Annotated in this window: 20 protein-coding genes; 9 read left to right on the top strand and 11 right to left on the bottom strand. The window is 72.8% G+C overall.

The window, feature by feature from the left end; all coding sequences use genetic code 11:
- Positions 1-59 precede the first annotated feature (59 nt).
- The 3 genes from purU to ACPZVR_RS15875 form a co-directional block, all read right to left on the bottom strand.
- The gene (gene purU, locus ACPZVR_RS15885) at positions 60-959 is read right to left on the bottom strand and encodes a formyltetrahydrofolate deformylase (protein ID WP_436700579.1); all 900 of its coding nucleotides are present in this window, start codon (positions 957-959) and stop codon (positions 60-62) included.
- A gap of 5 nt (positions 960-964) precedes the next feature.
- Positions 965-3,418: a GcvT family protein gene (locus tag ACPZVR_RS15880; protein WP_436700578.1), complete on the bottom strand. Its 2,454-nt coding sequence runs from the start codon at positions 3,416-3,418 to the stop codon at positions 965-967.
- 85 nt (positions 3,419-3,503) lie between these two features.
- A complete protein-coding gene (locus ACPZVR_RS15875) occupies positions 3,504-5,042 on the bottom strand; it encodes an ABC transporter substrate-binding protein (RefSeq protein ID WP_436700577.1) in 1,539 nt (512 codons plus the stop codon).
- Between the two features lie 216 nt (positions 5,043-5,258).
- On the opposite strand from ACPZVR_RS15875, the gene ACPZVR_RS15870 reads away from it, so the two are divergent.
- The 4 genes from ACPZVR_RS15870 to ACPZVR_RS15855 all read left to right on the top strand — a co-directional run bounded on the left by ACPZVR_RS15870 (position 5,259) and on the right by ACPZVR_RS15855 (position 9,575).
- Complete coding sequence (locus ACPZVR_RS15870) at positions 5,259-6,461, top strand: pyridoxal phosphate-dependent aminotransferase (RefSeq protein WP_436700576.1); 1,203 nt, start codon at positions 5,259-5,261, stop codon at positions 6,459-6,461.
- A 92-nt stretch (positions 6,462-6,553) separates the two neighbouring features.
- A complete protein-coding gene (locus ACPZVR_RS15865; RefSeq protein ID WP_436700575.1) occupies positions 6,554-6,967 on the top strand; it encodes a YciI family protein in 414 nt (137 codons plus the stop codon).
- Positions 6,964-8,133 (top strand): RNA polymerase sigma factor, encoded by a 1,170-nt coding sequence (locus ACPZVR_RS15860; protein WP_436700574.1) that lies wholly within the window; start codon positions 6,964-6,966, stop codon positions 8,131-8,133. Before ACPZVR_RS15865 ends, ACPZVR_RS15860 begins: the two co-directional genes overlap by 4 nt.
- 119 nt (positions 8,134-8,252) lie before the next feature.
- Positions 8,253-9,575: a proprotein convertase P-domain-containing protein gene (locus tag ACPZVR_RS15855; protein WP_436700573.1), complete on the top strand. Its 1,323-nt coding sequence runs from the start codon at positions 8,253-8,255 to the stop codon at positions 9,573-9,575.
- A gap of 3 nt (positions 9,576-9,578) precedes the next feature.
- Here the strand turns inward: ACPZVR_RS15855 and ACPZVR_RS15850 are convergent, their stop codons facing one another.
- Genes ACPZVR_RS15850 through mshA form a run of 3 tightly spaced genes read right to left on the bottom strand, consistent with a single transcriptional unit; the run spans position 9,579 to position 12,226 of the window.
- The gene (locus tag ACPZVR_RS15850) at positions 9,579-10,391 is read right to left on the bottom strand and encodes an isocitrate lyase/PEP mutase family protein (RefSeq protein WP_436700572.1); all 813 of its coding nucleotides are present in this window, start codon (positions 10,389-10,391) and stop codon (positions 9,579-9,581) included.
- Positions 10,392-10,421: 30 nt separating this feature from the next.
- Positions 10,422-10,952, bottom strand: coding sequence for a type III secretion system chaperone family protein (locus ACPZVR_RS15845; protein WP_436700571.1), 531 nt, complete (start codon positions 10,950-10,952; stop codon positions 10,422-10,424).
- Positions 10,949-12,226 carry a D-inositol-3-phosphate glycosyltransferase gene (gene mshA, locus ACPZVR_RS15840; RefSeq protein ID WP_436700570.1) on the bottom strand — a complete coding sequence of 426 codons (1,278 nt, stop codon included), beginning with the start codon at positions 12,224-12,226 and terminating at the stop codon, positions 10,949-10,951. Before mshA ends, ACPZVR_RS15845 begins: the two co-directional genes overlap by 4 nt.
- Before the next feature lie 90 nt (positions 12,227-12,316).
- Between mshA and ACPZVR_RS15835 the strand changes: the two genes are divergently transcribed.
- Complete coding sequence (locus tag ACPZVR_RS15835) at positions 12,317-13,057, top strand: SDR family NAD(P)-dependent oxidoreductase (RefSeq protein WP_436700569.1); 741 nt, start codon at positions 12,317-12,319, stop codon at positions 13,055-13,057.
- Between the two features lie 24 nt (positions 13,058-13,081).
- Here ACPZVR_RS15835 and ACPZVR_RS15830 read toward each other — a convergent pair whose 3' ends face one another.
- Complete coding sequence (locus ACPZVR_RS15830; RefSeq protein WP_436700568.1) at positions 13,082-14,185, bottom strand: nucleotidyltransferase family protein; 1,104 nt, start codon at positions 14,183-14,185, stop codon at positions 13,082-13,084.
- Positions 14,186-14,451: 266 nt separating this feature from the next.
- Here ACPZVR_RS15830 and ACPZVR_RS15825 point away from each other — a divergent pair, with 266 nt between their 5' ends.
- The 3 genes from ACPZVR_RS15825 to ACPZVR_RS15815 are packed head-to-tail and all read left to right on the top strand — an operon-like array spanning position 14,452 to position 16,097.
- A complete protein-coding gene (locus ACPZVR_RS15825; protein ID WP_436700643.1) occupies positions 14,452-14,898 on the top strand; it encodes a lasso peptide biosynthesis B2 protein in 447 nt (148 codons plus the stop codon).
- Positions 14,899-14,926: 28 nt separating this feature from the next.
- The gene (locus ACPZVR_RS15820) at positions 14,927-15,850 is read left to right on the top strand and encodes a hypothetical protein (RefSeq protein WP_436700567.1); all 924 of its coding nucleotides are present in this window, start codon (positions 14,927-14,929) and stop codon (positions 15,848-15,850) included.
- A complete protein-coding gene (locus tag ACPZVR_RS15815; protein WP_436700566.1) occupies positions 15,816-16,097 on the top strand; it encodes a PqqD family protein in 282 nt (93 codons plus the stop codon). Before ACPZVR_RS15820 ends, ACPZVR_RS15815 begins: the two co-directional genes overlap by 35 nt.
- A 62-nt stretch (positions 16,098-16,159) precedes the next feature.
- Here the strand turns inward: ACPZVR_RS15815 and ACPZVR_RS15810 are convergent, their stop codons facing one another.
- Positions 16,160-16,849, bottom strand: coding sequence for an aspartate/glutamate racemase family protein (locus ACPZVR_RS15810; protein WP_436700565.1), 690 nt, complete (start codon positions 16,847-16,849; stop codon positions 16,160-16,162).
- Positions 16,850-16,915: 66 nt separating this feature from the next.
- On the opposite strand from ACPZVR_RS15810, the gene typA reads away from it, so the two are divergent.
- Positions 16,916-18,820, top strand: coding sequence for a translational GTPase TypA (gene typA, locus ACPZVR_RS15805; protein WP_436700564.1), 1,905 nt, complete (start codon positions 16,916-16,918; stop codon positions 18,818-18,820).
- 109 nt (positions 18,821-18,929) lie between these two features.
- Here the strand turns inward: typA and ACPZVR_RS15800 are convergent, their stop codons facing one another.
- The 3 genes from ACPZVR_RS15800 to ACPZVR_RS15790 all read right to left on the bottom strand — a co-directional run bounded on the left by ACPZVR_RS15800 (position 18,930) and on the right by ACPZVR_RS15790 (position 25,077).
- Positions 18,930-22,541 (bottom strand): HtaA domain-containing protein, encoded by a 3,612-nt coding sequence (locus ACPZVR_RS15800; protein ID WP_436700563.1) that lies wholly within the window; start codon positions 22,539-22,541, stop codon positions 18,930-18,932.
- A 205-nt stretch (positions 22,542-22,746) separates the two neighbouring features.
- A complete protein-coding gene (locus ACPZVR_RS15795; protein WP_436700562.1) occupies positions 22,747-23,514 on the bottom strand; it encodes an SDR family oxidoreductase in 768 nt (255 codons plus the stop codon).
- Positions 23,515-23,598: 84 nt separating this feature from the next.
- Entirely contained in the window at positions 23,599-25,077 is a 1,479-nt protein-coding gene (locus ACPZVR_RS15790; RefSeq protein WP_436700561.1) for a DUF6297 family protein, read from the bottom strand.
- Positions 25,078-25,084 lie beyond the last annotated feature (7 nt).

The raw sequence follows: 25,084 nt of genomic DNA, 5'->3' as shown, positions 1-25,084 counted from the left end.
TCGGTCGGTTGAGCCCGGCTCGCCGGAGCTCGTGGCGGGTCGGTACGGCTCGCCGCGGCTCAGCGGAAGACGATGGTCCGGTGCCCGTTGAGCAGGACCCGGTGCTGGACGTGCCACAGGACGGCGCGGGCGAGCGTGTGGGCCTCGGTGTCCCGGCCCAGCGCCACCAGGTCCTGGACCGATGCCTGATGATCGACGCGAGCGACGTTCTGCTCGATGATCGGTCCCTCGTCGAGGTCGGAGGTGACGTAGTGGGCGGTGGCGCCGACCAGCTTGACGCCGCGGTCGTGCGCCTGCCGGTACGGGTTGGCGCCCTTGAAGCTCGGCAGGAAGGAGTGGTGGATGTTGATCGCGCGGCCGTCGAGCTCCTTGCAGAGCTCCGACGACAGGATCTGCATGTAGCGGGCGAGCACGACCAGGTCGACGTCGTGGCGGTCGACGAGCTCGAGCAGCGCCGCCTCGGCCTCGGGCTTGGTCTCGCGGGTCACCGGGATGTGGACGAACTCGATGCCGTACCAGGCCGCGATCGGCTCCAGGTCGGGGTGGTTGGACACGATCACCGGGATGTCGATCGGCAGCAGCCCGCTGGACCAGCGGTAGAGCAGGTCCTGCAGGCAGTGGTCGAACTTCGAGACCATGATCAGCACCCGCATCGGTCGGCTGATCTCGGCGAGCCGGTAGTCCATGCCGAACTCCGCGGCGACGTCGGCGAAGGCGTCGTCCAGGTCGGCGAGGGCCGGGGTCTGCTCGGAGGTCCGCATCTGCACCCGCATGAAGAACTGTCCCGAGCCGGTGTCGCCGAACTGGTTGCTCTCGACGATGTCGCAGCCGTGGCGGTAGAAGAAGTCCACCACCGCCCGCACGATGCCGGGGCGGTCCACGCAGGACAGGGAGACGACGATCTCGTCGGAGGCCGGGGCGGCCGTGCGCTGGGGGGCGGTCAGGTTGCTCTCGCTCATCGCCCTCAGCCCTTCAGCCGCGAGCCGGTCGGGTCGAACGGGGCCTTGAGACCGACCTCGGCGTCGAAGACGACGCCGGCCGCTTCGACCTGGTAGCGGCCCGCGCGCACGTAGTCGGCGTCGGCGACCTCGACCTCCGGCTCGACGTACGCCATCGCGGCGAACCGGCCGAGGACGGCGCTGTACGCCGCCGAGGTGACGAACCCGCGCGGCTCGCCGTCGCGCAGCAGGAGCTCTCCGCCCCACAGCACGGCCTCCGGGGAGTCGACCGTCAGCGACACCAGCCGGCTGCGCGGCCCGGCCTGCTTGGCCTTCTCGACGGCCTCGCGGCCGCGGAAGTCGATCCCGCCGGCCAGCTTGCAGGTGAAGGTCATGCCGGCCTCGACGGGCGTCCGATCCGGGGTGAGCTCGCGTCCCCAGGCCCGGTAGCCCTTCTCGATGCGCATCGCGTCGACGGCGTAGTGGCCGACCGCGGTGAGGCCGAGGTCGGCGCCCGCGTCGACGAGACGCTCATAGGCCGTGACGGCGTACTCCGTGGGGATGTAGAGCTCCCAGCCGAGGTCGCCGACGTACGACACCCGGGTGGCCCGCACGGGCACGGGCCCGATGTCGATGCACTGGCTCGTGTAGAAGGGGAACGCCTCGTTGCCGAGGTCGCTCCGGGTGAGCCGCGAGAGCAGGGTCCGCGACCGCGGGCCCATGATCCCGAGGACCGCGTACGACGACGTCACGTCGACGATCTCCGTCCGCGAGCCGGTGGGCAGGTGGCGGTTGAGGTAGTGCTCGTCGCGCGCGGCCTGCGCGGATCCGGTCACCAGGAGGTACTCCTCCGGGCCGGTCCGGGTCACCGTCACGTCCGACTCGTAGCCGCCCCGGTCGTTGAGGATGCCGGTGTAGACGGTCGTCCCGGGCGCCACGGCCATGTCGTTGGCGCAGATGTACTGCAGCGCGTCCTCGGCCCCGGGCCCGCGCACCAGGAACTTGGCGAACGCGGTCTGGTCGAGGAGGGCCACCCCCTCGCGGGTGGCTCGGTGCTCGGCGTCCACGAGCGGGCGCCAGTTCTGGTGCCCGAAGGAGTACTCCGTGACGCGGGGCGTGCCCTCGGGCGCGAACCAGTTGGGCCGCTCCCAGCCGTTGCGGCTGCCCATCACGGCCCCCTGCTCGTCGAGCAGGTGGTGGATCGGCGAGCGCCGCAGCGGACGACCGGTCTCCGGCTCGCGGTTCGGCCACGGGATCGCGTAGTGCAGGCCGAGGGTCTCCTTGGTCCGCTCGCGCAGCCAGGACTCGTTGCTGTTGAAGGGCGCGAAGCGACGGATGTCCACCGGCCACAGGTCGCGGTCCGGCTCCCCGGCCACGATCCACTCCGCCATCGCCATGCCGGCGCCGCCGGCGGAGGCGATGCCGGTGGAGTTGAAGCCGGCGAGGACGTACATGTTGGGGACCTCGAGAGACTCGCCCATGATGAAGTTGTTGTCCGGGGTGAAGCTCTCCGGACCGTTGTAGAACTTCTTGACCCCCGCCCGCTCCAGGGCAGGGACCCGGGTGATGGCGTTCTCCATCAGGATCTCGAACTGGTCCCAGTCCTCGTCGAGCAGCTGGAAGACGAAGGGGTCGGGGATCTCGTGGGGACCGACCCACGGCTTGGCGTCCGGCTCGAAGCCGCCCATCACCAGGCCGCCGACCTCCTCCTTGAAGTAGATGTAGCCGTCCTGGTCCCGCATCACGGGCAGGTCGCGGTGCACGCCCTCGATCGGGTCGGTGACGATGTAGAAGTGCTCCACCGAGTGCAGCGGTACCCGGACGCCGGCCATGGCGCCGACCTGCGCCGCCCACTGCCCGGCGCAGTTGACCACGGTCTCGCACTCGATCGGGCCGTGCTGGGTGTGCACGGTGGTGACCCAGCCGTCGCTCAGGTCCATGCCGACGACCTTCGTCTCCTCGCACACCACGGCGCCGCGACTGCGGGCGCCGCGGGCCAGGGCCTGGGTGAGATCGGTCGGGTTGGCCTTGCCGTCGCCCGGCAGCCAGACGGCGCCGACGAGGTCGTCGGTGCGCATGAGGGGCCACTTCTCGCCGGCCTCCTCCGGCGTCAGCCGGTGCGCCTCGACGCCGAACGCCCGTGCCGTCGCCTGGGTCCGCAGCAGCGAGGTCATCCGCTCCTCGGTCCGGGCCACCGACAGGCTGCCGCAGCGCTTCCACCCGGTCCCGAGCCCGGTCTCCTCCTCGAGCGTCGCGTAGAGCTGGGTCGAGTACTGGATCAGCTTCGTCATCGCGTCGGTCGGGCGGAGCTGACCCACCAGGCCGGCGGCGTGCCAGGTCGTCCCTCCCGACAGCTTGCCCTGCTCGAGCACCACCACATCGGTGACGCCGAGCTTGGTCAGGTGATAGGCGACGCTCGTGCCGATGATGCCGCCGCCGATGATCACGACCTGTGCCCGGGACGGCTGGGGGGAGACCATTCGCTTCTCTTTCTCGTGCGCTTGCGGGAGGGACCTGCGTAGGTGGGGCGGGTGGGGTGCCGGCAGAGTCCGGCACCCCACCCGCTCAGTCGACCGTCGTACCGCTCAGGTCGATGAGCTCGGAGGTGGTGGTGTGGAAGTCCTCCACCCCCTTGCGGGCGGCGAACGAGTTCACCATGTGGTAGATCGGGATCACGACGGCGTCGTCCTCGACGAGCTGGCGCTGGACGTCCTGCATCACCTGGTTCCGCTCGTCGCTGCCGACCTCGAGCGTGGCGAGCGAGTCGATCTCCTGGTCGACCGCCGGGTCCTTGAACTGCGACATGTTGTTGACGGCGTCGCTGCGGAAGACCCGGACCAGCATGTCGCCCGGGTCACCGGAGCTCATGCCCCAGCCGAGGTAGTACATCTCGGTCTTGTGGTCGAGCAGTGACTGGTACCAGGTGCCCGCCTCCTGCACGTCGAGCTTGAGGTCGATGCCGACCTCGGCGAGCTGCTGCTGCACGACCTCGCCGATCTCCTTGTCCTTCAGGTAGCGCGCCGAGGGCAGGGTGAGCGTGAGCTGCGGGTTCGGCTCACCGGCCTCCGCGAGCAGGCGCTTGGCCTCCTCCGGGTCGTAGTCGATCTTGATGGGCGGGTCGTTCTCCAGGAACTCCGGTGAGACCAGGCCCTCGTCGGCGGCGTTGCCGACCCCCTCGAGCACGTCGTCGACGATGGCGCCGCGGTCGATCGCGTGGGCGACCGCCTTGCGGACCAGGGGGTCGGGGACGGTCTGCAGGTTGAAGCCCAGGAAGATCGGGCGCGCCTTCGGCTCGGTGATCGCGTAGAAGTCGCCGCCGAGGTCCTTGAGCTGGTCCGGCGGCGGGTTCTCGATGACGTCGATGTCACCGGCCTGCAGCGCGCTGAACCGCGTGCTGGCCTCGGGGATCGGCACGAACTCGACCTTGTCCAGCTTCGGCTTGTCGCCCCAGTAGTCGGGGTTGGCCGCGAAGGACATCGTGGTGTCGGGCACCCACTCGACGAAGGTGAACGGACCCGTGCCGACGGGCTCCTTGGCCAGCTGCTTGTCGTCCTTCTCCGCCAGGGCCTTGGGGCTGATGATCGCCGCTACGAGGACCGTCAGGTTGTTGAGGATGCTCGAGAACGGCTTGGTGAGCACGATCCGCGCCGTCATCGGGTCGGGGGTCTGCACCTCCTTGATGACGCCGAGGAAGCCCTTGCCCTGCGACTGGGTCGCGGCCCGCTCCAGACTCTGCTTCACCGCCGCGCTGTCGAAGTCGGTGCCGTCGTGGAACTTCACGCCCTCGCGCAGGGTGAAGTCCCACTCCGTCGGGGACGCCTGCTCCCACGCCGTCGCCAGGCCGGGCTCGAAGCCGCCGTTGTTGGTCAGCCGCACCAGGGTCTCGTAGACCAGGTTGTCCCGGGTGAAGTCGCCCGCGAGGACGAAGTTCGGCGGATCGAGGCTCTGTGCGTCAGAGGCCATGCCGATCCGGAGGACCTGGGTCTCGCTGCCGTCCGAGTCACTGCTGCCGGAGAGCCCGCCACAGGCACTGATCACCAGTGCGCCGACGCACAGACCGACGAGCACCGTGCTGCGCCGGAGTGCGTGCGAAAATCGCGCCATCGCCTCACCTTTCAACTCGACCAGGCAACCACGCCCGATTGCGGTCGCTGGTTCATTAGATAAACCGTTGATCCGAAATAGTGATCTTGCCCACCGCCCGTGTCAATAGGTGCGGGCGGATTGCCCGGCCGGTGCCCGGACCGGCGGACGGCGTGGTGCCTCACCAAAATGAACCGCTGGTTCAGTTTTGCGAGGACAAGCCCTAGGGTGACCTCCATGAGCCTGGAGCGCCCCCGGATCTCCGCCCGCGTCCGCGCCATCGCCGAGTCCGCCACCCTCAAGGTCGACGCCCGGGCGAAGGCCCTGCGCGCCGAGGGACGGCCGGTCATCGGCTTCGGCGCCGGCGAGCCCGACTTCCCCACCCCGGCGCCCATCGTCGAGGCCGCCGTCGCCGCCTGCCGGGACCCCCGGTTCCACCGCTACACGCCGGCGAGCGGGCTCCCCGAGCTCAAGGACGCCATCGTGCGCAAGACGCTGCGCGACTCGGCGTACGCGATCGACGCGAGCCAGGTCCTGGTCACCAACGGCGGCAAGCACGCGGTGTACGGCGCCTTCGCCACCCTGCTCGACCCGGGCGACGAGGTGCTGCTGCCCACGCCCTACTGGACGACCTACCCCGAGGCGATCCGGCTCGCGGGCGGCGTGCCGGTCGAGGTCTTCGCCGACGAGACCCAGGACTTCAAGGTCACCGTCGAGCAGCTCGAGGGCGCCCGCACCGAGCGCACCAAGGCGCTGCTGCTCACCTCCCCGTCGAACCCGACCGGCGCGGTCTTCACGGTCGAGGAGATCACCGCGATCGGCGCCTGGGCCGCGGAGCACGGCCTGTGGGTGGTGACCGACGAGATATACGAGCACCTCGTCTACGACGGCGTCGCCACGGCGTCCCTGCCCACCGTCTGCCCCGAGCTGCGCGAGCGCTGCGTCGTCGTCAACGGCGTCGCGAAGACCTACGCGATGACCGGCTGGCGGGTCGGCTGGATCATCGGTCCGCGCGACGTGGTGGCCGCGGCGTCCAACCTGCAGTCCCACGCGACCTCCAACGTCGGCAATGTCAGCCAGGTCGCCGCCGCGGCGGCGCTCGACGGCGGCCTGGAGGCCGTCGAGGAGATGAAGATCGCCTTCGCGCGTCGGCGCCGGGCCATCGTCGACCTGCTCAACGACGTCCCCGGCATCGTGTGCCCCGAGCCGCAGGGCGCGTTCTACGCCTTCCCGTCGGTCAAGGGGCTGCTGGGCCGGACCCACGGCGGCGTCGAGGTCACGACCTCCTCCGAGCTCGCCTCCTACATCCTCGACCACGCCGACGTCGCCGCCGTCCCCGGCGAGGCCTTCGGCGCGCCCGGCTACCTCCGGTTCTCCTACGCCCTCGGCGACGACGCGCTCCACGAGGGGATCACCCGGATCCAGAAGCTCTTCGGATAATCGTCAGCTGCCGATGTCGAGAAGACGTCGGCGGCTCCGTCCCTCAGGTGAAGGCGGCAAGATGGCCGTCTCGGAACCTGAGGAGATCGATCATGGCGAAGTACCTCTTGCTCAAGCACTACCGCGGCGACCACGCGATCGCCAAGGACGACCTCGCGCCGATGGACCAGTGGACGCCGGAGGAGGTCACCGCGCACATCGACTTCATGCGGCAGGTCTCGCAGGAGCTGCGCGAGCGCGGCGAGTTCGTCGACGAGCAGGCCCTCTCGCCCGAGGGCACCTTCGTCCGGTACGACGGCGAGGGCCGTCCGCCGGTCACCGACGGACCGTTCGCGGAGACCAAGGATCTGATCGCCGGGTGGATGGTCATCGACGTCGACAGCCAGGAGCGGGCCTACGAGGCCGCGGCCCGGCTGTCCTCGGCACCGGGTCCCGGCGGCAGGCCGATCCACGAGTGGATCGAGGTGCGCCCGTTCTACGGCGAGCCGCCGGTCGTCACGGAATGACCGACCTGGGCGTGGACCTGCGCGAGCTGAGCCCGCAGGTCCTCGGCGTCCTCGTCCGCCGCGGAGCCGACTTCGCGGCGGCCGAGGACGCCGTCCAGGAGGCGTTGATCGAGGCGCTGCGACACTGGCCCGAGCGACCGCCGGACAACCCGCGGGCCTGGCTGATCAAGGTCGCCGGACGCAAGCTCGTCGACGCCCAGCGCTCGGCCCGCGCCCGGGAGCGCCGCGAGCTGCGGGTGCACCAGGAGCCCGAGCCGGGTCCGACCGAGCAGGCCGACGACACCTTGCTCCTGCTGAGCCGCTGCTGCCATCCGGCCCTCACGCCCGCCTCGGCGATCGCGCTCACCCTGCGGGCCGTCGGCGGCCTCACGACCGCCCAGATCGCGGAGGCCTTCCTCGTTCCCGAGGCCACCATGGCGCAGCGGATCACGCGCGCCAAGCGGACGGTCAGCGGCGAGCGCTTCGACCGGCCGGGCGAGGTCGGCGCCGTGCTGCGGGTGCTCTACCTGGTGTTCAACGAGGGCTTCACCGGCACCGTCGACCTGGCGGAGGAGGCGATCCGGCTCACCCGCCAGTTGGCCGCCGCGACCGACGATCCCGAGGTCGACGGCCTGCTCGCGCTGATGCTGCTGCACCACGCGCGCCGCCGCGCTCGGCGTACCTCCGCCGGGACGCTGGTCCCCCTCGCCGAGCAGGACCGCTCCCGGTGGGACACCGCCATGATCGCCGAGGGCGTCCGCGTCCTGCAGGCGGCGCTGGCGCGCGACGCCCTCGGCGAGTACCAGGCGCAGGCCGCGATCGCCGCCCTGCACGACGACGCCGCGAGCGCGGAGGAGACCGACTGGCCGCAGATCCTGGAGTGGTACGACGAACTGCTCCGCCTCGTCCCCGGCCCGGTGGTCGCGCTCAACCGGGCGGTCGCGGTCGGCGAGGTCGACGGCCCACTGGTGGCCCTGCGCCAGGTCGAGGGGCTGCCCGAGGACCTGCCCCGGCGCGACGCGGTCGCGGCGTGGCTGCACGAGCGGGCGGGCGATCACGAGGAGGCGATCCGGCTGTATCGACGGGCCGCCGAGCGGGCGACCAACGTCGCGGAGCGCGATCACCTCACCCGGAAGGCCGCGCTTCTATACAGGGCTTGGCAAGTCGACACGCCGGAAACAAGGTAAAAATGTAGGAATTCGACGACGCTGCCCCGCGACCGAGGTCTATACCGAGAGATGACTCCCTCGGCAGGCGTCACGTGCAGGTCTCGGCTGCCGAACCGCACTCTCCCTCAGGAGCAGCCATGCGTCGTTTCCCACTCCTCGCGGCCGGCGCCCTCGCTGCCGGTCTGGTCACCCTCCTCCCCGCGGCCGCACCGGCCGCAGAGCGGATCGTCGACAATCCCGCCGCGATCGACCCGCCCAACTCCGGCCTCGCGTTCTCCTCCCTCAATGTCGCCGGGCTCGGCGGCGTCATCACCGACGTGAACGTCCGGGTCCGGTCGGTCACCCACACCTTCCCCGACGACCTCGACCTGCTGCTCCGCTCCCCCGCCGGCACCTTCGTGATGCTGATGTCGGACGCCTGCGGCAGCGACGACGTCGGCGGCTACACCTGGAACTTCGACGACGAGGCTCCGGCGCCGATGACCGACGCGACCCTGGCCGGCTGCAATCCGGTCAACGTGCGGCCGACGAGCTTCGACGCGCCCGACCCCGCCCCCGACGGACCGCTGTCGAACCCGACCACCGTGGTCGCCAGCACCCTCGGCGCCCTCGACGGCGAGAACCCCAACGGCGGCTGGACGCTCTACGCCTACGACGACTCGGGCGGCGACGACGGCGTCATCGCCGGCGGCTTCGAGATCACGATCACGACCGGCCCGGCCGCGGTGGTCATCGCCGGCGGGGCGAGCAGCATCGGCCCCGCGGCGCCGTACCCGTTCGAGATGGTGGTGCCCACGCCCGGCAAGGTGGGCGACGTCGACCTGCGGCTCGGCCGCCTCTTCCACACCCACCCCGACGACCTGGACGTGCTGCTGGTGAGCCCGTCGGGGAAGGCCGTCATCGTGATGTCGGACGCGTGCGGCTCCGGCGACGTCGTGGACGCGTCGTACACCTTCGACGACGAGGCGGCGGCGGGACTGAACGACGCCACCAGCTGCGCATCCGGGAAGTACCGGCCGACGAACTTCGACAACGCCGACGGCGCCTTCCCGGCGCCCGCGCCGGGTGGACCGTACAACACCGCGCTCAGCGCGTTCGACGGCGAGCCCGCCAACGGCACGTGGCGCCTCTACGTCCGCGACGACGTCGTCGGGGACTCCGGGTTCGTCATCGATCCGCCCGCCCTGGTCGTGAGCCTCGACGGTGCGCCGGAGACGACGATCGTCAAGCGGCCGAAGAAGTCGACGACCAAGCGCAAGGCCACCATCGCCTTCACGGCCAACGAGGCGGGGGCTACCTTCCAGTGCAAGGTGGACAAGAAGGCCTGGAAGCCCTGCTCCTCGCCGCTGAAGGTCAAGAAGCTGACGGTGGGCAAGCACAAGGTGCGGGTCCGGGCGAGCGACGCCACCGGCAACGTCGAGGCCACGCCTGCCGTGGTGAAGTGGCGGGTCCGCCGCTGATCGCTACCGGCCGGCGCCGAACAGGGCGTTGAGGTCGACTCCCCGAGCGGCGCCGCCGAAGCCGTCGAACCGTCCGTCGACGAGGGCTTCGGCGGCCCGCTCGAGCCCGCCCCACGCGGCGCGGGCCAGCGCGCCGCCGACGCTGACCCGGCGCACGCCGAGGTCGGCGACCTGCGCGAGCGTGAGCGGACTCGGACCGCCGATCAGCAGGTTGACCGGCTTCGGTGCGACGGCCGCGACGACCGCCGCGACGTCCTCGGGATCGCCGATGCCGGGGGCGTAGAGGCAGTCGGCGCCGGCCGCGGCGTAGGCCCGCAGCCGCTCGACGACCTCGGCCAGGTCGGGGCGACCGATGATGAACCCCTCCGCCCGGCCGACCAGGACGACGTCGTGGCCGCTGGCCCCGATCGCCTCGCGCGCAGCGGCGATGCGCTCGGCGGCCACCTCGACGTCGTACGGCTCGCCGCCGACCGCGTCCTCGATCGACAGGCCCGCCACCCCGGTCTCGACGGCGAGCGCCACGTTGGCGGCGACCTCGTCGGCCGTCAGGCCGTAGCCGTTCTCGAAGTCGGCGTTCACGGGGAGCCCCGTGGCGGCGACGATGTCGGCCAGGTGGTCGAGCGCCTCGTCGCGGGTGGCGGTGCCGTCGGCGCGGCCGCGGCTCCAGGCCGCCCCGGAGCTGGTGGTCGCCACCGCGGCGAAGCCGAGATGCTCGAGATAGCGGGCGGACCCGCGGTCCCAGGGGTTGGGCAGCAGGAAGCAGCCGCGCTCGTGGAGTGCCCGGAACGCGGCGCGGCGCTCGGCGATGCTCGTCATGCCCCGACCGTAGGACGCGGCGCCAACTCATCAGTCCGGCGCGTCGGCCTCGAGCCAGCCGCGGAACGCCTCGAGGTTGGCGGTCGACTCGCCGCGCTCGATCCGCCACGCCCACTCCTTGCGGATGGACGACGCGAACCCGAGCTCGAGGATGGTGTTGAAGGCGGAGTCGGCGTACTCCAGCACCGAGCCGAGCAGCCGGTCGAGGTCCTCGGGCGTCACCGACGACAGGGGCAGCCGCGCGTCGAGGTAGATGTCGCCGTGGTGGTCGATGCCGAACGCGACGGCGTACATCCGCATGTTGCGCTCGAGCAGCCAGCGATAGACTCGCTCGAACTCCTCGTCGGGCCGCCGGCACACGAACGCGTGCACACCGAGCGCGTGCGGGCCGAGGTCGAGGCGCACCGGCGTCTGCAGCTTGCGCTCGCCGGGGAGCGAGAAGCTGAAGGTGCCCTCCTCGGTCTCCTCGAAGGCGAGCTCGTTGTCCGCCAGCCAGGTGCGGACGACCTCCGCCGGAGCGGACCGATCGGTCTCGGGGGTCGGGTCGGTCGGGGACGTCATCCGACGCGGGCCTCCTGCCGCAGGAGCGCATGGGCGCGCTCGTAGACCTCCACCGTATGGGCGGCCGTGGCCTCCCACGAGAACTGCCGCGCCTGCGCGAGCGCGCCGGCGGCGAGCCGGTCGCGGTAGCCGGGGTCCGCGACGACCCGCTCGAGCGCGACCGCCCAGTCGTGCGGCTCGTGGGTGTCGACGAGCAGACCGCTGTGGCCGTCGCGGACGACGGTGGTCAGGCCACCGACCGCGGCCGCCACGACCGGGGCACCGGACGCCTGGGCCTCCGCGGCGACCAGGCCGAAGGACTCGTTGTAGGACGGCACCGCCACGAGCGTCGCGGCGGCGTACCAGTCCGCGAGCTCGGGCTGCGGCACCGGCGGCACGAAGCGGACCACGTCGTCGATGCGCAGCTCGGCGGCCAGGTTGGCGAGCGCCGTGGGCCGCTCCAGCCCGCTGCCCGACGGACCGCCGACGATCGGGACCACGAGTCGCCGACGCAGGTCGGGACGGCGGGCCACCAGCTCGGCCACCGCGCGCAGCAGCACGTCGGGCGCCTTGAGCGGCTGGATGCGGCCGGCGAAGAGCAGGACCAGCGCGTCGTCGGCGAGGTCGCGCTCGCGCCGGGCGCGGGACCGGTCGGCCGGGGCGAGGGGCCGGAAGACGTGCGTGTCGACGCCGGGGTGGACCACCTCGACCCGCCCGGGGTCGGCGTCGTAGAGGTTGATCAGCTGCTTGGCCTCGAGGTCGGTGTTGGCGATGAGCACGTCGGCGGCCTCGACCACCTGCTCCTCGCCGATGACCCGGGCCTGCGGCTCGGGCGCATCGCCGTCGGCGAGCGCCTCGTTCTTGACCTTCGCCATGGTGTGCATGGAGTGGACGAGGGGGACGCCCCAGCGGTCACGGGCGAGCGCGCCGACCTGGCCGGAGAGCCAGTAGTGGGAGTGGACGACGTCGAAGTGGCCCGCCGGATGCGCGGCCTCGGCGCGCAGCACCTCGCGGGCGAAGACGCAGAGCTGGCCGGGCAGCTGGTCCTTGGTCAGGCCCTCGAAGGGACCGGCATGCACGTTGTGCACCGTCACCCCGTCCCGGACGGGAACGACGGGGTCCAGCCGCGAGCTCGTCGCCCGGGTGAAGATGTCGACCTCGATGCCGCAGTCGGCGAGGCGCCGGGCGAGCTCGATCACGTAGACGTTCATGCCGCCCGCGTCGCCGGTCCCGGGCTGGTCGAGCGGGGACGTGTGCAGGCTGACCATGGCGACCCGACCGATCGTCTCCCCCATCGCACCTCCTGCTGCTGATCCACCCATTGCCGGTCGATCGGTCAACCCTGCCAGTGTGCCCGGCATTCCCGATCCACGAAGATGGGGTCCATGAGCACCCGCACCGCCGTCGTCACCGGGGCCTCCAGCGGCATCGGCGCCGCCACCGCACGGCACCTGGCCCGAGAGGGATTCGAGGTCGTCTGCGCGGCCCGCCGCGCCGACCGGATCGAGGCGCTCGCCGCCGAGATCGGCGGCCGGGCCGTCGTGTGCGACGTCACCTCCGCGGCGTCGGTGGCCGACCTCGCGAGCGCCGTCGGCGCGCGGCTCGACGTCCTCGTCAACAACGCGGGCGGCGCCTACGGCCTCGCCCCGGTCGCCGAGGCGGACGCCGACGAGTGGCGCCGGATGTACGACGTCAACGTGCTCGGGCTGATGCAGGTGACCCAGGCGCTGCTGCCCGCCCTCGTCGCCAGCGGCGCGGGCGTGATCGTCAACGTCGGGTCGATCGCCGGGCGCGGCGCCTACGAGGGCGGGGCCGGCTACACCGCCGCCAAGCACGGCACGAAGGTCGTCACCGAGACACTGCGCCTGGAGCTCTTCGACCAGCCGGTGCGGGTCTGCGAGGTGGCGCCCGGGCTGGTGCACACCGAGGAGTTCTCCCTCACCCGCTTCGGGGGCGACCAGGCCCGCGCCGACGCGGTCTACGCCGGGGTCCCCGACCCGCTGGTGGCCGACGACGTGGCCGACGCGATCACCTGGGTCGCCACCCGCCCGCCGCACGTCAACATCGACGAGCTGGTCATCAAGCCCCGGGCCCAGGCCGCGACCCACAAGGTGCACCGGGTCTGACCCGCACCCCCGCTCCCGGACCGGTCAGCGCCGCACGAGGCGCTGGGCCCGGAGCGCGAAGGCGCGGGGCACGCCGCCCCAGGCGGTCGCGGAGCGGACGGGCAGGGCGGCGTGGGCAGGCAGCACGAGCCCGACCGCGAGCTGCTGGAGGTCGCGCGGGCCCCGGGTGGAGGCCAGGCCGTCACGGAAGTCGCGCGCGGTGCTCGCGCCGCCCCAGGGCGGCACCGGCAGCCGGTGCCGCGCCCGGGCGCGGGCCAGCACGGCGTCCGGCACCCGGTCGAGGGCGGCCTGCACCCGCCCGGGCACCGTGTCCGGCAGCCCGACGGTCGCGCGGGCCGCGGCCAGCGAGGCGAGCGCGGGCGCCGGAAGCTCCTGGGCGAAGACCTCCGGATCGCGGGCGAGCCGGCGCAGGTCGGCCAGGGTGCGCAGCCAGGTCCATCCCTCGCGGTGCCCCGCCAGGTGCCGGAAGGCGTCGGCCCGTGCCAGGGTCGGTACGGCGACCCCACCGACCTCGACCCTCGTCCGCCGCTCCCACAGCGCTGCCGGGTGCGGCTGGGCGCCCGGCATCGGGTCCAGGCGCCAGTGCAGGTCGACGTCGGCGCCCGGGCCCAGGTAGGTCAGCGTGTGGCCCCAGCGCAGGACGTGGCGCCAGGCCCACATGCCCGGCTCGATCCGGCACTCCTCGTGCAGCCCCCAGCCGGCCCCTCTCAGCAGCCGGTGCGCCGCCGCGACGTCCTCGGGACGGACCAGCAGGTCGACGTCGCCGGCGCCGCGGGCTCCCGCGTCTCCCGTCGTCAGCACGGCCAGCGGGATGCCCTTGACGACCAGCGCGTCGAGGCCGCCCGCGTCGAGGAGCTGCCAGGCGCGCACCGTCTCGAGGGCGTGCACCAGCCGGCGCTGCCGTGCTCCGTCGACCATCGCGGCCAGGACCCGGTCGACCTCCGCGGGCAGACCCAGCCGCTGCGCGTGGGCGTGGAGCAGCTCGGGCACCCGGTGGCGCCGTACCCCGTCCAGGAGGTCGCGGACCGACACCGCACCGACGTCGACGGGCGCGACCGCGTGCCCCTCCTCGGCGGCGAGGGAGGTCCGCACCAGCCGGCACAGCAGGTCGAGCGGGTCCGCGGTCACCGCGCGAGCGTGGCACGCGCGCCAGGGCGGCCGCGGGGGAACCGGAGGGCCGGGAAGGTTAAAAATCGGGTGAACCAGGCCCGGGGCCGTGTCCTGGAGGCGGGTCGCGGCGTTGCACCGTCGACGGAGCCACTCCCTCCCTCCGTCCTGCACCCAATGGAGCTGGCGATGAAGCTGACCTACGTTCCCCCCACCCTGGAGACCCTGAGCCTCACGGCGACCCAGGACATCGACATCGAGATCGACATCACCCTCGGGCTCGGCAGCTGAGCCCAGCCCGGTTCCGGCTCGCCGTCGCGGCCGCGTGGTGCCTGCTCGGCGCCACCCGGCTGTTGACGGTGGTCCTGCCGTTCGGCGCGGTACGCCGCCTCCTCGGCGAGCCCGCCGCGCCGGGCGGAGCGGGGCCCCTGGCGCCTCCGGACGCGAGCGACCGCCAGGTCGCGCGCGCCCGGGCGGTCGGACGGGCCATCGGCCACGCCGCCGGACGGACTCCCTGGACGTCCGACTGCTATCCGCAGGCCCTGACCGCGCGCATCCTGCTGCGCGGCGCCCGGGTGCCGCATGCCGTCGTCTTCGGGCTGCGTCGCGACGCGGGTGAGCTGCGGGCCCATGCGTGGGTCACCGTCGGCTCCGCCCCCGGCGCGTCGGTGACCGTGACCGGTGGCTCGACCCGCTCCTGGACCCCCGTCGGCACCTTCAGCTGGCAGCCCTGAGGCTCCTCACCTCCCCTCCCCCGCGACCATGTACGCCGGCTTCGGACTCCGCATCGACAGCGAGCTCCCGCTGCCCGATCTGGCCCCCGCACCCGACCGTGCGGCCGGGCCCGACGTCGTGGTCCGGCTGGGTGTCGTGCCGCCGTCGTCGTCGGCTGGATGCGCGCTGCCACGGGGGTTCTGGGTCGACGGCGAGCGGATCGGGGTCGACGTCCCCGACGTCGGCCGCTACGCCTGCGAGCGGGGCACCCGGATCACCGTGGAGCCGGTGCCGGGCGCCTCCCCCGACGCGCTACGGCTCTTCCTGCTCGGCTCCGCGCTCGGCGTCCTGCTGGCCCAGCGCGGCCTGCTGGTCCTGCACGGCAACGCCTTTATCGTCGACGGCGCCTGCGCGGTCGTCCTCGGCCGTTCGGGTGCCGGCAAGTCGACCCTCGCCGCCGAGATGCACCGCCGGGGCCACGTCGTGCTCAGCGACGACGTCGTGCCGATCGACACCGCCGGACGGGCGCTGCCCGGCTGGCCGCGGATCAAGCTCTGGCGCGACGCCCTCGACCGGATCGGCCTGCCCACCTCCGGTCTCGACCGGGTCGGGCCGGGCTTCGACAAGTTCCACGTGCCGCTGGAGCGCCCGGCGCTCGGGCCCGGGCCGGTGCCGGTCCGCTGGATCTACGTCCTCGACCGGCACGACGGCCCGCTGCGCGTCGTACCCGTCGCCGGCGCGGCCGTCTTCACGAGTCTGCACGAGCACAGCTATCGCCAGGAGATCCTCGTCGGCGACCTCCGGCGTACCCATCTGGCGCGCAGCGCCGACCTGGCCCGGGCGGCCCGCCTGGCGCGGGTCGACCGCCCGCGCGGGGTCGACTCGGTCGTCGCCTCCGCCGACGCGATCCTGGCCGACATCGAACGAGAGGAGCAGCATGCGAGCGACGGAGCCCGAACGGTGGGTGCGTGATCCCGCCCTGCAGGCCGTGGAGATGGGCGAGGAGTTCGTGATGATGGGGCTCGCCCAGGGCGAGTACTACGCCGTCAAGGGCGTCGCCGCGTCCCTGTGGCGCCATCTCGCGCAGCCCCGCGATCTCGGCGAGCTGTGCGCACTGGTCGCCGCGGAGTACGACATCACCGCGGAGGCGTGCCGCGACGACATCGTGGCCTTCCTCGACGAGCTGCGCGGCCGGCGGATGGTGCACGCCGCGTCCTAGCGGCGCGCCACTCAGGGTCACGCTGGTCACGCTGGGCGGGCGGCTCCTGCGGGCCGCCGACCTCAGCCCAGCGCCCGGTCCAGGGCCGCGGTCACGTGCAGCGTGGTGCAGGGGAAGACCGGGATCTCGGAGTCGGCCTGCCGGATGAGCAGCTCGAGCTCGGAGCAGCCCAGGATGACCCCGCCGGCGCCGGCGTCCCACAGCTCGCTGATCATGCCGACCACGGCGCGGCGGGAGTCGTCGACGACCTTCCCGTGCACGAGCTCGTCGTAGATGATCCGGTTGAGCTCGTCGTGATGGGCGGCGTCGGGGACCAGGACGCCGAGGCCGTGGCTCGCGATCCGGTCGGTGAAGAAGGTCCGCGACATCGCGAACTTCGTGCCGAGGAGGGCGACGCTCTCGACGCCCTCGGCCTTGCACGCCTCCGCGACGACGTCGCCGAGGTGCAGCAGCGGGATCGAGATCGCGTCCTGGACCTGCTCGGCCACCCGGTGGAAGGTGGTGGTGCACAGCATGAGGAAGTCGGCGCCGGCCCGCTCGACCGACTCCGCGGCGGAGCGCAGGATGCCCGCGACACCGTCCCAGTCCTCGGCCTCCTGGAGCTCGGTGACCGTGGCGAAGTCGACCGACGCCATCACCGTCGCCGCCGAGTGGAGGCCGCCGAGCCGCTCCTCGACGCCGCGGTTCAGCGCTTCGTAGTACGCCGCGCTGCTCTCCCAGGACATTCCGCCGACGAGGCCGATGGTCTGCATGGGGCGAGTGTAGGACGAACGCGACGATGCGAGCCGGGAGGTCCCGCGCCAGTAGGCTGGTCGTTCGTGTCCCAGACTCGTCGCACCGATCTCCGCAACGTCGCCATCGTCGCCCACGTCGACCACGGCAAGACGACCCTCGTCGACGCGATGCTGCACCAGGCGGGCGCCTTCAGCGCGCACCAGGCCGAGGGCGTCGCCGAGCGCGTGATGGACTCGGGCGATCTCGAACGCGAGAAGGGCATCACGATCCTCGCGAAGAACACCGCGGTCCACTACAAGGGCCCGGCCGCGCAGGAGCTCGCCGGCGGCGAGATGACCATCAACATCATCGACACCCCCGGGCACGCCGACTTCGGCGGCGAGGTCGAGCGCGGCCTGTCGATGGTCGACGGCATCGTGCTGCTCGTCGACGCGTCCGAGGGCCCGCTCCCCCAGACCCGGTTCGTGCTGCGCAAGGCGCTCAACGCCGACATGCCGGTGATCCTCGTGGTCAACAAGACCGACCGCGGCGACGCCCGGATCGACGAGGTCGTCGACGAGACCTACGAGCTGTTCATGGACCTGCTCGACGAGTCGCACTCGCAGGACGCGCTCGACTTCCCGGTGGTCTACGCCTCCGGCAAGGCCGGCATCGCGTCGCTGGAGAAGCCGGAGAACGGCACGCTCCCCGACGGCGACGGCCTCGAGCCGCTGTTCCGGACCATCCTGGAGACCATCCCCGCGCCGGAGTACGACGAGGGCGCGCCGCTGCAGGCCCACGTCACCAACCTCGACGCCTCCCCCTTCCTCGGACGGCTCGCGCTGCTGCGCATCAAGCAGGGCACGCTGAAGAAGGGCCAGCAGGTCGCGTGGATGCAGCGCGACGGCGGCGTCAAGAACGTCAAGATCACCGAGCTCCTCGTCACCGAGGGCCTCGAGCGCAAGCCCGGCGAGTCCGCGGGCCCCGGTGACATCGTCGCCGTCGCCGGCATCCCCGACATCACCATCGGCGAGACCCTCGCCGACCCGGAGAACCCGGTCGCCCTGCCGCTCATCCATGTCGACGAGCCGGCCATCTCGATGACCATCGGCACCAACACCTCGCCGCTCGTCGGCAAGGGCGGCAAGGGCCACAAGGTCACCGCGCGCCTGGTCAAGGACCGCCTGGACGCCGAGCTGATCGGCAACGTCTCGCTCCGCGTCCTGCCCACCGAGCGCCCCGACGCCTGGGAGGTCCAGGGCCGCGGCGAGCTGGCGCTGGCCATCCTCGTGGAGCAGATGCGGCGCGAGGGCTACGAGCTCACCGTCGGCAAGCCGCAGGTCGTGACCCGCGAGGTCGACGGCAAGGTGCACGAGCCCTTCGAGCGGCTCACGATCGACGCACCCGAGGAGTTCCTCGGCACGATCACCGAGCTGCTCGCCAACCGCAAGGGCCGGATGGAGGGCATGACCAACCACGGCACCGGCTGGGTGCGCATGGAGTTCGTCGTCCCCGCCCGCGGCCTGATCGGCTTCCGCACGGACTTCCTCACCGAGACCCGCGGCACGGGCATCGCCCACCACATCTCCGAGGGCTACTTCCCCTGGGCCGGCGAGATCCGCTCCCGCAACTCCGGCTCGCTGGTCGCGGACCGGTCGGGCGCCGCCACGGCGTACGCCATGACGTCGCTGCAGGAGCGCGGCGTGCTCTTCGTCGAGCCGACCACCGAGGTCTACGAGGGCATGATCGTCGGCGAGAACTCCCGCGCCGACGACATGGACGTCAACATCACCAAGGAGAAGCAGCAGACCAACATCCGCTCCGCGACCTCCGACAACTTCGAGAAGCTCATCCCGCCGAAGAAGCTGTCGCTGGAGCAGTGCCTGGAGTTCTGCCGCGAGGACGAGTGCGTGGAGATCACGCCCGAGACGGTCCGGATCCGCAAGGTCATCCTCGACCAGAACGAGCGGGCGAAGATCGCGAGCCGAGCGCGCAAGGCGAACAAGTGACCCGCCACTGAGGACGGGTCGCGGCTCAGCCGGTCCGCAGGTGCACGCACCTACCGAACTCGCTGCGCAGGACGCGACAGGGCGAATCCGGTAGGTGCGCGGCCGTGGGCTAGCGGCTCACCGTGACCTTGGTCGTCGTGGTGGCGGCCGGGTAGGCGGCCGAGGCCTTCGCCGTCACCGCCACCTTCCACCTCCCCTTCGGCAGCCGGGGCAGGGTCACGACGGCGCGGCCGTCGACGACCTCGGCCCTGGCCTTCCGCGTCACGCCGCCCTTGCGGAGCACCACCCGGACCGTCCCCGCGACCGGAGCGCCGTCGGAGGCGGCCACCAGCACGCGGAGCCGGCCCGGCCGACTGCGCGTCGGCGCCTTCGCGACCCTCACCTTCGTGAAGCCGAGGGTCGGCCGGTCGGCGTCCGCGACCACCGAGAGGGTCGCCGGCGCGGAGAGCACCGCGCCCTTCGCGTTCGACACCCGCACCCGGAACCGGGCGCCGGAGTCGGCGGCCTCGACCGCCGCGATGACGAGACGGTCGGTCGTCTCGCCCTCGACCGAGATCCAGGACGAGCCGATCCGGCGCTGCCACTGGTACGCCAGGCCGGACCCGGACGCCGTGACGCGCAGGGCCGCCGGCTCACCGAGGCGTGCCGACACTGACGCGGGCTGGTGCGTGATCACCGGGACGGTCGCTCCCGCGACCTGCTCGGCGCCGGTGAAGTCGACGACCGAGGGCCGGGGTGCCTTCTTGGCGTCGGCCGCCCCTCCCGAGGAGTACCAGTACGACGAGAGCCCGGTGGCGAAGTGGAAGTCCACGAACGCCTGCGGCCACGAGCCCCAGCCGGCCGCGCTCCGCTCCTGCGGGGTCTGGCCGCTCGGGACGTCCAGCTCGACGCCGGCGTAGTCGGGCGTGATCGTGACCGACCCCGCGGGATCCAGCTCGATGTCCTGGTAGGTCCCGATCGTCACGTCCTCGACGGGGTCGAGAGGCTGCCGGTCCTGGGGGTTCTCCATGGTCGCCGCGTAGCCCGCGAGGTCCGCCCGCAGCGTGCCCGTGCCGTCGGCCGCCACGGACAGACGCGGGTCGGTGAGCGTGAACGGCACCAGGCCGCCGTAGAAGTTGACGCTGAACGAGCCCTCCCACGCCACCGACGCCGACCCGTCGGCCTCGATCCGGGCCTGTCCGCCGGAGAGGCGGACCAGCTGGGTCACCGAGCCGGCGGCCGCCGCCCCGCGCGTCGCGTACGTCGCCGGGGACTCGGTGCCCGCGGCGTCGCGGTGCACGACCGCGACCTCACCGGCCACCGCGCGATAGGTCGCCTCGTCACCGTCGGAGACCCCCGCGGACAGGTAGTTCGAGCCACCGAACGGCGGCGCGGACTGCACCTCCTTGTTGCCCGACCACTCCAGGCTCACCCCGTCCAGCTCCAGCCCGTCCTCCGGGATGGTGACGGCCGGGGTGACCGTCAGCGTGGCGGCGGCGGAGCGGATCGTGCCGACGGCGTTGCGGACGCGCGCCCGGAACCGGGTGCCGCTCTGCGCGACGTCGGTGTCGGGGACCATCAGCGAGCCCTCCGCGAGCACGACGTTCTCGTCGTCCGCGGCGATGGGCTGCCAGAACCCGTTCACCTGCCGCTCCCAGACCAGCTCCGGCGCGGGCAGGCCGGTGAAGGTCGTGGTGAAGACGGCGGGCGTCCCGGCGCTGACCGAGACGGACCGGGGCGCGGCCACGATCGCGGGCGCGGACCGCACGGTGAGCGTCGCGACCGCCGAGACGACGGTGCCGATCGCGTTCGTCGCCACGACCCGCACCTGGGTGCCGTCGTCGGCCGTCCCGGCAGCGAGCTCCAGCGTCGGTCCGGTCGCACCGTCCACGTCGGCGAAGCGCCGTGCGCCGGGAGCCTTGACCTGCCACCGCAGGTCGCCGGTCGCGCCGTCGGCGAGCGCCGCGCGGAAGGTCACCGGGCGCGTGGCCTGGCCGCCGTCGAGGGTCGCGGTGGTGTCGGCGGGCTCGGTGCCGAACACCGGCGTCGCGCCGGCGAGCTCGAGCCGGTGGACGTACCTGTTCGCCGAGAGCACGTAGACCACGTCGCCGTGGACCACGGTGCCGGCGATCGTCGTACCGAAGCCGCGGACCTTGCTCAGCCTGCCGTCGAGGTACATGCGCAGCTCGCGCGAGTTGGAGCTCGCCAGGGCGAGCAGGTCGCCGCTCCCACGGATGCTGGACTGCGGACCGCCCACGTCGGGGCTCGTCGCGAAGGGGATGATCGGGTCGGCCGCGACGTACCCGGCGTCGGTCAGCTCCCAGCGCAGCACGCCCGACCGGACGACCGGGTAGTCGGTGTAGTCCGTCGCGGCCTGCACCAGGGTGCCGTCGTCGAGGATGCCGTAGCCGGAGCCGACGGGTACGCCGTCGGCCGGCTCGATCGTCTCCTCGCCGGGGGCGCCGACGATCCGGAAGGCGCCGACCGCCTGACCCTGGTAGATGGCGCCGATGGCGATGCCGTGGCCGTCCCGGGAGAAGAGCACGGTGCCGGGGGTCGATCCCTCGGGGTAGGCGAGGTCGCGGTGGGCGTGCGTGCCGTCGGGTCGCAGGGTGAAGACCCGCAGTGCGGCGCTCCCCTGCTGCCACGAGGCCCAGACCTCCCCGGTCGCGGGGTTCACCGCGATGTCGTTGCTCGCGCCGGTCCCCGGCACCGGCAGGGTCTCCAGGACCGTCCAGGTGCCCGCGTCGTCCTGGCCGATGACGGTCACCACGGTGTCGATGACGTACGCGCGGTCGTACTGCGGCGAGTAGACGACGTTGCGCGGGTTCTGGCCGGGGACCGTGACGGTGACCCGCTTCTCCAGCGTGGTCGCGTCGAGGGCGACGACCTGGCCGGTGTTGTAGTTGCGCGTCCAGAGCCAGTCGTGGTCGGTGTCGTAGGTCAGGCCGGTGCCCTGGAAGTCCTCGTGCAGGACGCTGGTGTTGGCGTAGGCGGGCTGGCCCTGCGGGTCCCAGGTCTCGGTGGTCACGACCGGCCGGCCGCCCGGCCCGGCGTAGCTGAGGGCGACCGGGTCCAGCTCGGTCCCGCCGGCGTAGAAGCCGCCGAAGGCGGGAGCGCCCACGGCCGTCAGCCGGGCGGGGATCGCCGACCAGGTCGAGGTCCCGCCCGCGCCGGCGTAGCTGCCCGCCTCGGGATCGAGGGTCGCGACCACGACGTCCGGGTAGTCCACGACCTCGCCGGTCGTCATGTCCTTGCTCGTCATGTCGGCCCGCACGACGCTCTGGTCGCCGTTCAGGTCGATCCGGACGTCGCTGATGTCGAGGTCGAGCTGGCCGTCGTGGCCGTCGAAGCTGACCACCCCGGGGAAGCTGATCCGGGTGAGGTTGCCCGCGTCGTCGAAGGCCCCGGCGCCGTCGGCGAACCGGAAGGTGCCGTCGGCGTTGCGGGTCACGCCGTCGGCCGTCGCGATCGAGCCGTGCGCGATCGAGCCCTCGATGTAGGTGCGGAAGGACGTCTTGATGCCCCAGTCCAAGGTGGCCCCGGCGATCGGGCTCTCGGCGGCCTGTGCGGGCGGCTGCGTGCCGCCCACGAGCAGGCCGAGCACGACCCCCGTCACGGTGGCCGCGGCCGTCAGCCGACCGCGGCGGCGAGCCCGTCGACGACCGAGACGCGGGGTACGGCGGGGGACGGGGTGGGCGGGCTCGGGTGGCGCCCCGGGGGTGCGCCTCGTCGCTGTCATCGGTGGTGCTCTCCTGGATCGATGCGGGCCCGGGGGCCCGGCGCGGCCGCCCGAGCGCCGCAGGTTAGGTTTGCCATACCTAAATTCCCACACTCCAGATCTTTCTGACAAGACGTCCGAAAAACGAGACCGGCCGCGAGGATCGTCCTCGCGGCCGGTCGGGCCGTGCGGGTGGTGCCGGCGCGGCGGCCGGGCGGATGGGGCGTCAGGCGTGGGGCGTGTGCTGGAGGAAGGCGGGCCACTCACCGCCGCCGTCGACGTTGAGGACGGCGCCGGTGACATGGGTCGCCAGCGGCGAGGACAGGAGGACGCACGCCTGCCCCACCTCGAGCGGGCGGGCGAAGACGCCCCGCGGGATGGTGGCGGCGACGCGCGCGAACTGCTCGGCGTCGCCGTAGTGGTCCGCGGACCCGGGCGTCTCGACCAGGCCGCAGCTCACCGCGTTGACCCGCACATCGGGCGCCCACTCGACCCCGAGGCTCGTCGTGAGGCTCTCCAGGGCGGCCTTCGCGGCGCCGTACACGGCCGTGCCGGGACTGGGACGGCGCGCGGAGATCGAGGTGATGTTGACCATCGAGCCGCCCGCCGCCCGCAGATGGGGATGGGCCGCGAGGGCGACGAAGACCGCGGACATGAAGTTGAGGTCGTTGATCTTCGCGTGGAAGCGCGGGGACGCGGCCCCGAAGTCGGCGTACGGCGCCCCGCCGGCGTTGTTGACGGCGACGTCGATCCGCCCCCGCCGGCCCACGACGTCCTCGACCCAGGCGGCCACCTGGTCGGCCTCGCGCACGTCGACGGTCGAGAAGTGGGGCACCCGACCGTCGACCTCCCGCAGCGCCTCCGGGGTGCTGCGACCGCAGATCTCGACCTCCGCGCCCGCCTCGAGATAGGCCTGCACGATGCCGTCGCCCACGCCCCGACCGCCGCCGGTCACGAGCACCACCTGACCGGTCATGTCGATGCTGTACGCCACGCCGCACCCTTTCGTCGTCACTGCGGGACGATCATAGGCCCGAAACCAAGCAAGTGCTAGGTTTGTCCGCGGCGCGGGTGCGGCTCATCTCCTCCCGCACAGGTAGCCGATGACGCCGAGCGACACGAGCGCGCTCACCATGGCGCCGCCGCCGGTGGGGGCCAGCAGCATCGGCAGCGCGGTCAGCACCGCGATGTCGAACCCGCGCAGCGCACTGCCGTAGAGGTTCGTCGGCACGCCGCCCGCGGGCGTGGAGACCAGCGGGCGCCCGTAGTCCGGCGGCCGACCGGTCACCCACCGCACGCCCGCCGCCAGGCCGCCGAGACCCGACGCCGCCCCCAGCAGCGCGAGGTCCCCCGCCGTCGCGTCGAGGGTCCGGGCCAGGGCCGGCGCGCTGAGCAGACCGTGCGCCAGCAGCAGGACGCCGGGGACCGCCACGGCGGCGGCCCGGGTCGGGCCGAGCGCGGACGGGAACATCCGCACCATCCCCGACGACCGGGCCAGCACCCGCAGGGCGATCAGGAACGGCACGACCAGGACGAAGCAGACCAGCACCTCGACGAGCACGACCACCACCCGCCCGCCGACGGCCGCGACGGCGTACGGGACCAGCAGCGAGCCGGCCAGAAGCACCAGCCGGCCGGGGTGCCGGCGCAGCCGGATGACGTCGCGCCAGGCCAGGGCGGCGAGCCCCTGCGGGCCACCGCGCCGCGGCCGGACCACACCGCGGCGGCCGGTCGCGTGGGCGACGAGCACGTCGAACATCAAGGCGAGGTCCAGCGTCGCCAGAGCGCCGCCCAGGCCGGGCACCAGCACGCCGCCGGGGGCCACGTCGCGCCGGCGCAGGCGCGCGGTCAGCGCCCGGGCCCGCAGGAGGGCCGCCACCACGCCGGACCAGGCGAGCAGCACCGCGGCGAGCGCCGGCACCCGCACGCCGGAGTCGGCGGAGAAGGTCAGCTCCGCCGAGAGGGCGATCGCGCCCAAGCCGGCGGCGACCACGACCAGGCTGACGGGACCGAGGAGCAGCGCGGGGTGCCACCGGTGGCCGACCGCCTGGGCGTGCACCAGCGCACCGACGCCGTACGACGCGAGGCCGGCCGCGCCCGTCGTGAACAGCACCAGCACGGCCACGTCGAAGCCGGCCAGGGTGGCTGTGCCCGCGGCCACCGGGGCGACGAGCGCGGCGGCGAGCAGCACGGTCCCCCGTGCCCTGCCGCGCAGCAGCTCGCCGCGGTCGACGGGCGTGGGCAGCAGCCAGCCGGCGACGCCCGGGCTGACCGCGACCGGTCCGACCATCCGCGCGAGTGACCACAGCACCGCGAGCACCGTGCCGACGACGAGCCAGGGCAGCAGCGAGCGCGCGGCCGCGCAGTCGGCCGCGACGCAGGCCCGGTCACCGACGTCGGACAGGTTGACCAGAACGCTGATCAGCATCGAGCCCAGCATCAGCACCGCGAACACGCCGATGTAGAGGTCCTGCAGCGCCTCGCCGACGGAGAGCGTGCGCCGGCTGCGGCGCCAGTGCCGGATGTCGGCCCACAGCTCGCGCGACTCGGTGGTCATCGGCGCC

The sequence above is a fragment of the Nocardioides segetis genome (genome assembly GCF_051390595.1).
Taxonomy (GTDB): domain Bacteria; phylum Actinomycetota; class Actinomycetes; order Propionibacteriales; family Nocardioidaceae; genus Nocardioides.
This window is presented reverse-complemented; position numbering and strand designations above follow the sequence as displayed.